Source organism: Thalassotalea sp. PLHSN55 (assembly GCF_052030545.1).
In the GTDB taxonomy this organism is placed as follows: Bacteria; Pseudomonadota; Gammaproteobacteria; order Enterobacterales; family Alteromonadaceae; genus CANMXU01.
Window position 1 is genome coordinate 16,666 of record NZ_JBPDIH010000012.1, and the last position, 10,998, is coordinate 27,663.

General features: G+C 39.8%; 9 protein-coding genes and 1 tRNA gene. 2 read left to right on the plus strand and 8 right to left on the minus strand.

The features are described from left to right. Nucleotides 1-27: 27 nt before the first annotated feature. From uvrC to ACRRSQ_RS18450, 3 genes are all read right to left on the minus strand, one after another. Nucleotides 28-1,866: an excinuclease ABC subunit UvrC gene (gene uvrC, locus ACRRSQ_RS18440; RefSeq protein ID WP_440877251.1), complete on the minus strand. Its 1,839-nt coding sequence runs from the start codon at nucleotides 1,864-1,866 to the stop codon at nucleotides 28-30. A gap of 6 nt (nucleotides 1,867-1,872) precedes the next feature. Next, a complete protein-coding gene (uvrY, locus tag ACRRSQ_RS18445) occupies nucleotides 1,873-2,517 on the minus strand; it encodes a UvrY/SirA/GacA family response regulator transcription factor (RefSeq protein ID WP_440877252.1) in 645 nt (214 codons plus the stop codon). A 154-nt stretch (nucleotides 2,518-2,671) separates the two neighbouring features. Continuing rightward, complete coding sequence (locus ACRRSQ_RS18450) at nucleotides 2,672-2,926, minus strand: hypothetical protein (protein ID WP_440877253.1); 255 nt, start codon at nucleotides 2,924-2,926, stop codon at nucleotides 2,672-2,674. Between the two features lie 169 nt (nucleotides 2,927-3,095). Here ACRRSQ_RS18450 and fabA point away from each other — a divergent pair, with 169 nt between their 5' ends. Then, nucleotides 3,096-3,611: a bifunctional 3-hydroxydecanoyl-ACP dehydratase/trans-2-decenoyl-ACP isomerase gene (gene fabA, locus ACRRSQ_RS18455; protein ID WP_440877254.1), complete on the plus strand. Its 516-nt coding sequence runs from the start codon at nucleotides 3,096-3,098 to the stop codon at nucleotides 3,609-3,611. 79 nt (nucleotides 3,612-3,690) lie between these two features. Here the strand turns inward: fabA and rmf are convergent, their stop codons facing one another. The 5 genes from rmf to rlmKL form a co-directional block, all read right to left on the minus strand. Next, nucleotides 3,691-3,864, minus strand: a complete 174-nt coding sequence (gene rmf, locus ACRRSQ_RS18460; protein ID WP_440877324.1) for a ribosome modulation factor — start codon at nucleotides 3,862-3,864, stop codon at nucleotides 3,691-3,693. 215 nt (nucleotides 3,865-4,079) lie between these two features. Further along, nucleotides 4,080-5,966, minus strand: a complete 1,887-nt coding sequence (locus ACRRSQ_RS18465; RefSeq protein WP_440877255.1) for a DUF3466 family protein — start codon at nucleotides 5,964-5,966, stop codon at nucleotides 4,080-4,082. A 21-nt stretch (nucleotides 5,967-5,987) separates the two neighbouring features. Further along, entirely contained in the window at nucleotides 5,988-7,904 is a 1,917-nt protein-coding gene (uup, locus tag ACRRSQ_RS18470; protein WP_440877256.1) for an ATP-binding cassette ATPase Uup, read from the minus strand. Nucleotides 7,905-7,916: 12 nt separating this feature from the next. Further along, on the minus strand, nucleotides 7,917-8,189 hold the full coding sequence (locus ACRRSQ_RS18475; protein ID WP_440877257.1) for a glutaredoxin family protein: 273 nt from the start codon (nucleotides 8,187-8,189) through the stop codon (nucleotides 7,917-7,919). Then, nucleotides 8,189-10,330, minus strand: a complete 2,142-nt coding sequence (gene rlmKL, locus ACRRSQ_RS18480; protein WP_440877258.1) for a bifunctional 23S rRNA (guanine(2069)-N(7))-methyltransferase RlmK/23S rRNA (guanine(2445)-N(2))-methyltransferase RlmL — start codon at nucleotides 10,328-10,330, stop codon at nucleotides 8,189-8,191. Before rlmKL ends, ACRRSQ_RS18475 begins: the two co-directional genes overlap by 1 nt. 338 nt (nucleotides 10,331-10,668) lie before the next feature. On the opposite strand from rlmKL, the gene ACRRSQ_RS18485 reads away from it, so the two are divergent. Continuing rightward, a tRNA-Met gene (locus ACRRSQ_RS18485) sits at nucleotides 10,669-10,745 on the plus strand. Nucleotides 10,746-10,998: the final 253 nt, after the last annotated feature.

Genomic DNA, 10,998 nt, shown 5'->3' on the forward strand with positions numbered 1-10,998 from the left:
TTTAACGCATTCTACACAGTTTAGCGTTTAATTGTCATGTAATGCATCATATATTTTTGCTGCTAACGCTTGGCTAATTCCAGGGACTTTCTCAAGGGTTTGTTTATCGGCATTTTGCACTTCTTGCAAACCGCCTAAGTACTTTAATAACGCTTGGCGTTTTTTAGCACCAATACCTGCAATATCTTCTAATACCGATTTTTTACTGGCTTTTTGACGCTTAGCTCGGTGCCCTGTTATTGCAAAACGATGAGACTCGTCTCGTATATGTTGAACAAGGTGTAATGCGGGTGAAGTACTAGGTAGTGAAATTAATTGATGGCTGCCACCCATAATCAGGGTTTCTAAACCCGGCTTTCTCGACTCACCTTTAGCAACACCTACAAGAAATGGTGTTTTTTCTAAAGATAACTCTGCAAAAAATTGCTCAGCTTTGGCTAACTGTCCTTTACCACCATCAATAAAGACGATATCTGGCATATTTTCAGCCGATTGTGATTTGCTATAACGTTTATTCAACGCAAATGCCATTGCGGCGTAATCATCACCAGGGGTAATGCCGTGTACATTATAGCGTCTGTAGTCACTTTTAAGTGGTCCTTCTTGATTAAACACCACACATGATGCGACTGTTTGTTGTCCCATGGTATGACTGATATCAAAACATTCTATACGCGCTATACCATTGGCTAATTCAAACACTTCATTAAGTGCTAAAAAGCGCGCTTTAATCGATTCTTTATGGGCATTTTTACTGGCAAGTGCATTTTGTGCATTGGTTGTAGCAAGTTTAATGTATTGTGCACGCTCTGCCCTAACCTTGGTGGAGATCTTTACTTCGTGCTCAGCTTGTTCGCTCAGCAAGGCTTTAAGTTGTCCTTGGTGTTCAAATTCACCACTAACGACAATCTCTTTAGGGATACGGCCTAAATTAATTTCACTGCCTAAATAATACTGACTAATAAAAGCCTCCAATAAGGCTGCATCTTCTGTATTAGCTGGAACTGACGGGAAAAAGCTCTTACTACCAAGAATTTTTTGATCTCTGACAAATAGCAAATGCACACAGACTTGTGATTTTTCACGATGAAAACCAATAACATCGAGCTCTGCCGCAACGCCACTCACAAATTGCTGCTGCTGAACTTTTCGCAATACGGCGATTTGATCTCTAAATTTGGCCGCTTGCTCAAAGTTAAGTGCTGAACTGGCTTGCTCCATTGAGGTGACCAAGTTTTCGATAACTTGAGAGTTTTTACCCTTTAAAAACAGTTTCGCCAAATTCACTTGTTGTTGATAATCGTCGACCGAGATTTTATCAACACAAGGCGCACTGCATCGCCCTAATTGGTGCTGTAAACAAGGACGACTTCTCGCGCGATAATAACTGTCTTCACATTGCCTTAACGGAAACAGTTTTTGCATTAAGCGCAAACTTTCCCATACTGCGCCAACAGACGGATAAGGACCAAAGTAGTCGCCTTTTATTTTTTTTCCGCCACGGTGCAGCCCTAATTTTGGATGTTTATGGGCAGTCAGCAATAAATAAGGGTAAGACTTGTCGTCTCTTAAGAGAATATTGTATTTAGGTTGGTATTTTTTGATGTAATTGTTTTCAAGAATTAATGCTTCACCTTCAGTATGCGTAACGGTGACATCAATCGCAGAAATCTGTTTAACCAATGCTCGGGTTTTATTACTACCGACATCTTTTCGAAAATAACTGGCCAAGCGTTTTTTTAATTGCTTGGCTTTACCTACATAAATAACAACTTGTTCGCTGTTATACATGCGATATACGCCCGGCTGTTCAGAAACAACTTTTAAAAAGGCTTTATAATCAAAGGTGATTTGGTTGTCGGTCAAAAGAGGTTATAACTTTTCAGTGCTTAACATGCCGTGGCGAATGGCTAAGTGCGTTAGTTCTACATCATTACTTACTTGCAGCTTTTCAAACATGCGATAACGATAACTGTTAATGGTTTTAGTACTTAATATTAATTGTTTTGAAATATCAGGGACTTTCTCACCACGCGTGATCATCAGCATAATTTGCAGTTCACGTTCAGATAAACTGGCAAATGGGTTTTCTTCACTGGTTTTAAACTGGCTTAACGCCATTTGCTGGGCAACGTCAGGGGTAATATAACGTTGACCACTATTTACAGCACGAATAGCGTTAACCATTTCATTAGGGCCAGCGCCTTTAGTTAAATAGCCTGAGGCACCAATTTGCATGACTTTAGTTGGGATCGGATCTTCTGTATATACGGTAAGAACAATAACTTTGATATCCGGCGAGTAACGAATAATCTTTTTGGTGGCTTCTAAGCCACCAATGCCTGGCATATTCATGTCCATTAATACAACGTCAGGCTCAGTTTTACGACAGAACTGCACGGCTTCTTCACCGGTTTCAGCTTCGCCAATAACTTTTAGTCCTTTCACTTCGTCAAGAATTTTTCGTATACCCGTACGAACCAATTCATGATCATCAACTAACAAAACATTAATCAAAAGATGCTTTTCCTTTATTCAATAACTAACTGCGTTACAAAGAATTTCTTTATAGGTAAGAATATAGCGTATTTAAAAGCTAACTAAAACGACTTATCACGCTTTTTAATTATTAATTTTGACCTAAAGATGAAATATTATTCAATGTGATTGCTTATAAATCATGTTTATTTAGCCAACTGTTTAATAAGCCAATTTGGCCATTTTTATAAGCAGCATACGTTAATCTAACAGCATTACTTAAAATAATACTGTCAGACCAATTGGTTTGTTCAGAAATTAGCTTATAACACTCCCGAGCTTCGGGCGATAAGTAGCCACGCATTTCTTTTTTACCATGCTCTTTTTGACGTTCTCGGTAACGCTTTTGTTTTTCAGCGTTAGTAAAAGCTTTCTTTTTTTCGCTCATAAGTGTCTACTTTTTAATAAAAATGGCGATATATGGTTACGCATAACCGAATTAAATGCAATATTTTGTACTAAATAACTGTTCGGAGTTGTTTAGTGTACAAGTGTTCGCTAAAGTAGCGACCTGTAATTTCACATTAGAATATTAGTTTTATCTTGGAACCATAATCATGGAACAACAAAGTTCATTTACAAAAGAAGATTTAGTTAAAGCCGGTACCGGTGAAATGTTTGGTGAAGGCAATAGCCAATTACCTTCAGACAACATGTTAATGATGGATCGCATTACCAGCATCACAGAAACTGGTGGCGAACACGGCAAAGGCGAAATTATTGCTGAATTAGACATCAACCCAGACTTATGGTTTTTCGATTGTCACTTTAAAGGCGACCCTGTAATGCCTGGTTGTCTTGGTTTAGATGCAATGTGGCAACTTGTCGGCTTTTTCTTAGGTTGGTCAGGCGGTCCAGGTAAAGGTCGTGCATTAGGTGTAGGTGAAGTTAAATTCACGGGTCAAATTTTACCAACAGCGAAAAAAGTTACTTTTAACATTACCATGAAACGCGTTATCAAGCGTAAATTATTCATGGGCTTAGCAGATGGTACTGTGTCTGTTGATGGTCGTGTAATTTATACCGCTAAAGATTTAAAAGTAGGTTTATTTACTGATACGTCAGCATTCTAAGGTAATTGGTCACCTTGTATAAAAAAGCCTGAGTTGTCTCAGGCTTTTTTATTGGCTATTGAATTATTTATTGTTAGCCCTACCGAATTAACCCCTGCTGTTTATCGGCGATTGCTTCGCGCCAGCCACCTAACCACTCTGACTTTACTTCTAAATTTTGATAAGGACATAGATCTTTCGAGCGTCCTGACGCTCCTGCTTGATAACCTCTGGCATAAGCTCTATCTTGACGGTCACGTTTTTGCCTTTTCATCATAAACTCACTCTCCATTATGTATTAGCGATGCTCACGTTTTCACATGAACAGCTTTAACAAATAGTTAAATAACACAAGTAATGCAAGAGAGTGGAACTCGCTAAAATTTAACCAATTGAATGCTGACGAAATTTAAATTTTCTGTGGCATAAAAAAAGCGCCTTATAGGCGCTTTAAATACATTTTTAACTCTATTTATAAATATGAGGCTGTTACTTTTTAAACCAGCTTCGGCCTAATGCTAAACCAAATAAAGCAAAGAATGAAAATAACCCAAAGCTAGCGCCTTGACGCTCAACTAGCTCATCCGGATCTGGACATTCTTCGACTTCACCACTAATAGGTTTTAATAATACTGCTCGAACAACATCTTCTTGCTCTGGTGTGCCGTTTTCATCAAGAACCGGTTCGCCTTTTTCATCTAAACGGTCAACACTAACAAGTGCCGTTGCTGCAATGACATCATTATCGTTAATATCACGCGCTTCAACGATAGAATATTGCTGAGTATTTTCACCACCTTCACAGGTTCGGATTAAGTCATTTAAGTTTTGTAATTGCTTATCTTCGTCAGTTTCAAAGATATCATACACATAAGCTTCACGGCGACGTGGATTGCTTGAGCTGTCGTTATGTGTTTCAACTTCACCTTCACCAACAAATTTACCATTATTGTTAATAGCACGTGCTGTACTTGATGCACCAGAGAAATAAGCGTCTGGAACAACCATACGCGGCACTTCTTCATTGACGTCAACATAATAGGCTTTCGTGCGAAGAGAACCATTAACATACGTATAAGCTTCACCAACAGCAAAGTTATTATCGTTAATGTCGTATGCACGCGAGTTAAAATACAAGCCATGATCTTCGGTAACAGATAAGACTTCACCGTCTCTAAATACTACCGCGTATTGTGCGCGTTGCTCGTTAGCCGCTGGCGCTGTTTCTGCCTCGTCAACCCAACCATCTGAGTAACCAACGGCAATACCGTTACTGTTAATCGCTTGTGCAACACTGGTATAAACACGTTCATCATCTTCATGTGGTGTCACCAACAAACCTAGCTGTTCAAAAGTAATATTATACTCAGCGTCAATCGTCCACTTTGCACCATTAAGATTGTAAAAATCAGTACGCACAGTGTCAGCAATACATAATTCTAACGGCGCTTGTGCTAAGGTTTCAGGAAATTGACAGCCGCTTTCGTCACCATCAACATCAGGATCGTCTTCACTACGCTCAATAAAGGCAACTTTATCTTCGTCCATCGATGTACTGGCGTAACCCACAGCGAAAGTATTGTCGTTACTCATACCCAATACGGCAGACTCACCACCATAATGGCGCTCTGAGTTATCGGTTTGCTCTGTAGGTGGGATCACTTCAATAATGGTTGCGCCATTATCTGGTGAGAAAAAGCCGCGCGTGGTGAAGTCGCGAATAAAATAATTATACGGGTCATTCGCCTCTGTTTCTTCATCGATTGCGGTAGGTTCAAAATAGTAGTTTAAAAATGGTGCCGACGCATTACCGTACAACCAACCATTTTGCGTAATACCATTAATATACTCTGTTGTAGACTTCGTCATTACGTCAGTATTATCAACAATGTTTGGGTTACCTGCATCTCTGAATGTTTCATCAAAAATATTGATTTGCTGAACACCATTACCGTCGGCAAAATCTGCCATTACGATAGCTTGACCAATTTTTTGATAGAAGTGTGAAGCGCTATTACTTTCTAAGTAGCGATTAACCCAATAAAGTGAATTACCGTCAGGATCCCCTGCTCTTAAATCATCTTCTGCATCTTCATCAATGTAGGTAATACCATTAACTGAGTTGTAGTATTGATAAGACGATATAACAATGGCGTCGAAATCATCTTCAGTTAAATAGCTGTATTGCACTGGGAAGTCGAATATTTCGGTACCAGAAACCCCAACTTGGTCTAAGTTATTAAACTTTTGTCCGTATGTATATTTGGTCGTGTCTTGATTATCTTCAATTTCAATTACTTCATAAACAGCTGCTGACGCCGATGCAACGGCGGTAGAAATGCTAACCGCTAATAGAGATTTCAAAAATTTATTCATTTAATAGGTTCGCTCTAACTTTTATTTTTCATCTAATTCTTGCCATCTGGTGAAAGCAATGTCGAGTTTTGACTCTGTTTCTGCCAGCTGGTTCAATATTTTATTGGTATATTCGCTGTCTTTATTAAAAAACTCAGCTGAATTTACTTCACTTTGTAGTTGCTCTAGCTCATTCTCTAACTGATCAATTTGATCAGGTAAGGTTTCAAGCTCGCGTGTTTCTTTGTAACTTAATTTTTTCTTCGTTGTGTTTGTCGCTGTTTGGTTACTCGATTTAGCTTTGTTTTGCACATCATTTTGCTTTTTGGCATTTTCTGCTAAATTTTTACGTTGCTCTTCTTTTAATGCAAGGTAACTATCAACGTCATCGTATCCGCCAACGATTTGATTAATATAACCTGTGCCATCAAAATAAAGGCATGAATTTACACAGTTATTAACAAAGTCGCGATCATGGCTTACTAAAATAACCGTTCCTGCGTAATTTGCAACGACTTCTTCTAAAAGCTCTAAGGTTTCGATATCCAAATCATTGGTTGGCTCATCGAGAATCAGTAAGTTACTTGGGCGTAAAAATAAACGCGCTAATAATAAACGGTTCTTTTCACCACCTGATAATGCTCTAACCGGTGTACGTGCGCGTTTAGGGCTAAATAAGAAGTCTTGTAAATAACCTAATACATGGCGGGTTTTGCCATTAACGGTAACTTCTTGCTTACCTTCACCAACAATTTCTTGCACGGTTTTATTTAAATCAAGCGCTTCGCGATGCTGATCAAAATAGGCGATATCTAAATTAACCCCTGAGCGCATTTTGCCGCTAGTCGCGCTAAGCTTTTCCATGATTAATTTAATTAGCGTTGATTTACCGGTGCCGTTTGCGCCAATTAATGCCAAGCGATCGTTGCGAGAGATTAATAAATTTAAATTTTTAATCACTGCTTTATCGCCAAAAGTAACATTAACCCCTTCGGCTTCAAAGACTAGTTTACCTGAACGATCACCTTGACTAATTTTCATGGTGCTTTGGTTACGCACTTCGCGTCTGGCTTTGCGCTCTAAACGCAATTTTTCGAGTGCGCGCACTCGACCTTCATTACGGGTACGACGAGCTTTAATACCTTGGCGTATCCATACTTCTTCTTCAGCTAAGCGTTTATCAAACAATGCGTTTTGCTGCTCTTCTACTTGTAAATCGTGCTGTTTTTGCTCGATATATAAGTCGTAATCACCTGGGTAGCTTTTTAACTGACCGCGATCTAAGTCTAAAATTCGGGTCGAAAGGCCACGAATAAACGCCCTGTCATGGCTGATAAAGATAATCGTGCCGGCAAAGTCTTTTAAAAATTGCTCAAGCCACAATACACTTTCAATATCTAAGTGGTTGGTAGGTTCATCCAACAATAAGATATCAGGATTCGTCACCAGTGCTTTTGCCAAAGCGACTTTTCTTAGCCAACCACCAGAGAGATCACTAATTTTCGCTTCAGGGTCAAGCGATAATGTACTCATTGCATGTTCAATGCGCTGTTCGTCTTGCCATGCATTCGCTTGCTCAAGCTCTTCTTGCACACGCGATAATTTGTTGAGGTTAGCGTCGCTTGGATCTTCTGAAATTAACGCAATTAAACTGTGGTAGCGGCGAATAAGCTCGGCATTTTCTTTAACGCCTTCGGCAACATAATCAAACACTTTGGTATCTGAAGACTCTGGCGGATCTTGCTCTAACATCGCCAAGTTCATGGTGCTAGATTTTAAAATTTGACCATCGTCTAAGTTTTGCAAACCCATGAGAATTTTCATTAACGTTGACTTACCAGCGCCATTTCGACCAACTAAACAGATACGCTCACCGGTTTGTACGCTTAACTCGGCCTTGTCTAAAATTTTATCTTCACCAAAGGCTAGTTCGCCATTGGCTATTCTTAATAATTCCATAATTCTTCTTTTTTAGTTATTGCCCTTGGCAAATTGTTCAAGCTGGCTTTGGTTAAATGGCCAAAACAATTTGCTGTTTTGGCTGCTGTCTTGCTCAAGCTTTTCAAGCACGGGAATATGAACGCCGTACAATTGAACCAAGGTTTGTGTTTCGTGACTGACCGTTTCTTGTTCAACAATATCAATTTGCGTTAATTGCGCTGCTGGTAATACTGATAAACAAATCTCTAGGGCTTGTTCACACAAATGGCAGCCTTCACTGCCATATAAATTAAACTGATTCATTAGTCTGCTTTTTTCGACCGGGTGATCGACCAACTGTTGTGAATATGCTTATTACGTAAAAAATCTTTATCGCGGGTTTGTTCGCTCATCGCTTTGGCGTGTAAACCTAAGCTTTCCATCGCGTCAAAGTCCATTTTGAAATTACGCTTGTTATTGGTGAAAATAATTTCGCCACCTTCTGCTAGCGATTTTAATGCGTCGGTAATCAGCGCAACATGATCTCGTTGCACGTCAAAACTCTCTCCCATACGCTTTGAATTTGAAAACGTTGGTGGGTCGATAAATACCACATCAAAGGTTTGGGTATTGCCTTTTAACCACTGTAAGCAGTCAGCCTGCACAAATTGATATTTATGACCATTTAAATTATTTAAGGCAAAGTTATCTTGCGCCCAATTTAAATAGGTATTCGACATATCAACCGTAGTAATACTTGCTGCGCCATGTAAAGCCGCTTGCAGTGAAACCGAGCCTGTATAGGCAAACAAATTTAACAGCGATTTGTTTTTCGCTTTTTGCGCGACAATTTGACGGGTTTTACGGTGATCTAAAAATAAACCTGTGTCTAAGTAGTCCCAAAGGTTTACTTTAATTTTTGCGCCGTACTCTTGCACGATCATTTCAGGCTTGCCGTGACTTGCCTTTTGATATTGATTAGCGCCCTTTTGTTTAGCGCGAGTTTTAAGCGATACTTTATCGGTTGGCACATTGAGTACCTTAGGTGCCCAGTAAATCACTTCTTGCAAACGCTTTGCGGTTTTTTCCGCTTCAATAGTTGCTGGCGCGGCATATTCTTGAATAACAATGGCGTCGTTATAAACATCAATAGCAACATTGTATTCTGGAATGTCGGCATCGTATGCGCGGTAGCAACTTATTTGCTCTTTTTTGATCCAGCTTTTTAAATTCTTTAAATTTTTTTTAAGACGATTAGCAAAAGCCGAGTCTTTTTGTTCAAACAACGCACTTGGGTTTAACGCATCTTTTGCGGTTTGTTTTTCATCGATATTATAAAGGGCAAACTGACAATCTAACGGACCATTTTTAAATTTATAACGTTTAAAGCTTGCGAGCTTTAACATCGACAATAATTCAACATTCGCAGTTAATATCGCCACGCGCCAATCGGCAAAGCGGCTTTTAAATAACTGACCAAGCGAAACAAAGGTTTCAACCAACTCAGGTAATTCACCAATACGCTCACCATACGGAGGGTTAAATAAAATGGTACCTGGTGCAGGAAAGCTGTTCACCAGTTTATTGGCATCTTTACAATTAAAATCGATAAAGCGTGCTAAACCGGCATTTCGCGCATTTTGCTCAGCCGTGCGAATAACGCGATTGTCCATATCATTACCGAATACTTTAATATTAAGCGCCGCAAGGTTTTCGCTTGATGAGTCCATGGCTTGGTGTAATTGTTCTTGCCAAGTGTCTTTTGCATGCCCTAACCAATTTTCAAAGCCCCAACGTTCACGTTCAATGCCCGGCGCTTGTTTGGCAGCCATTGATACCGCTTCAATTAACAAGGTACCTGAACCACACATAGGATCTAATAAAGGTTTTGAGGTATCAGCTAGCCAACCAGAGCGTAATACAAGCGCTGCAGCTAAGTTTTCTTTTAGAGGTGCAGCACCAGAGTCGCGGCGGTAACCACGTTGAAATAAACCGCGGCCAGAAAACTCGAGATAAATTGCGACACTGTCTTTTAATAAACGTGCTTGAAATCCAATGTCTGGATTAAGCTTATCAACTGATGGGCGATCGATACCTAAATCACGGAAATGATCAACAATCGCATCTTTCACAGTTAGGCCGCCAAATTGGGTATTTCGAATTTCTTCACTTTTACCCACAAAGTCGACCACAAAGCTCTGCTGTGGCGAAAATACCTCACTCCAAGACACTTCTGCGGCGGCTGCTAATAACTCGTCTTTATTTTTAGCACTGCCCTCAGTGAGCTTAAGTAATACTCGCGTGGCTAATCGTGTCCATAAACAAACATGGTAGGCCTGTTCAAGTGAACAAGAAAAATAAACGCCTTCCGGCTTTTGCACGACTTCTTCAGCCCCTAAAGATTTGAGTTCTTCGGCTAATAAAACTTCGACACCTTGAGAGGTTAACGCTAAAAATTGAAACATAAAGACTTTCCAGACAAATTCATGGCCGCGATTATAAACAAAGAGCGATGCGACTTATACTGATTTCATGTAATTAAAGTCACTTCATCGTTTCAATAGCTATACTTACCACTAAATTGCTGCAAAAAGTGACTCGTCAGTAGAATTTTGAAGCACATCGGGCACAAATTGTACCAACAGTGATTTTTTATCAAAAACCGTTTGCATTCTTCGATGGGTATCCTTATGATACGCCTCGTTTTCAGGGCAACGAAGTTTTTACTCTTGTTAAACTGGAAATAGTTCTTAAGCTTGAATTAAAACAGCTTGGCTTTCCTACTCAACGTAGGTCATTCGGACGCGGGATGGAGCAGCCTGGTAGCTCGTCGGGCTCATAACCCGAAGGTCGTCAGTTCAAATCTGGCTCCCGCAACCAATTCTCTTTCGCTATTAGAGGTTAAATAAATAGTAGGTTTGGGAAAACGACCTGAGGTCGTCAGTTCACTCTTTACAAAATAAGTGGCTCCCGCAACCAACTCTTTCTCAATAAAGAGTTTAAATAATATTGGATTCTTAAGTTTGAATTAAAACAGCTTGGCTTTCCTACTTAACGTAGGTCATTCGGACGCGGGATGGAGCAGCCTGGTAGCTCGTCGGGCTCATAACCCGAAGGTCGTCAGTTCAAATCT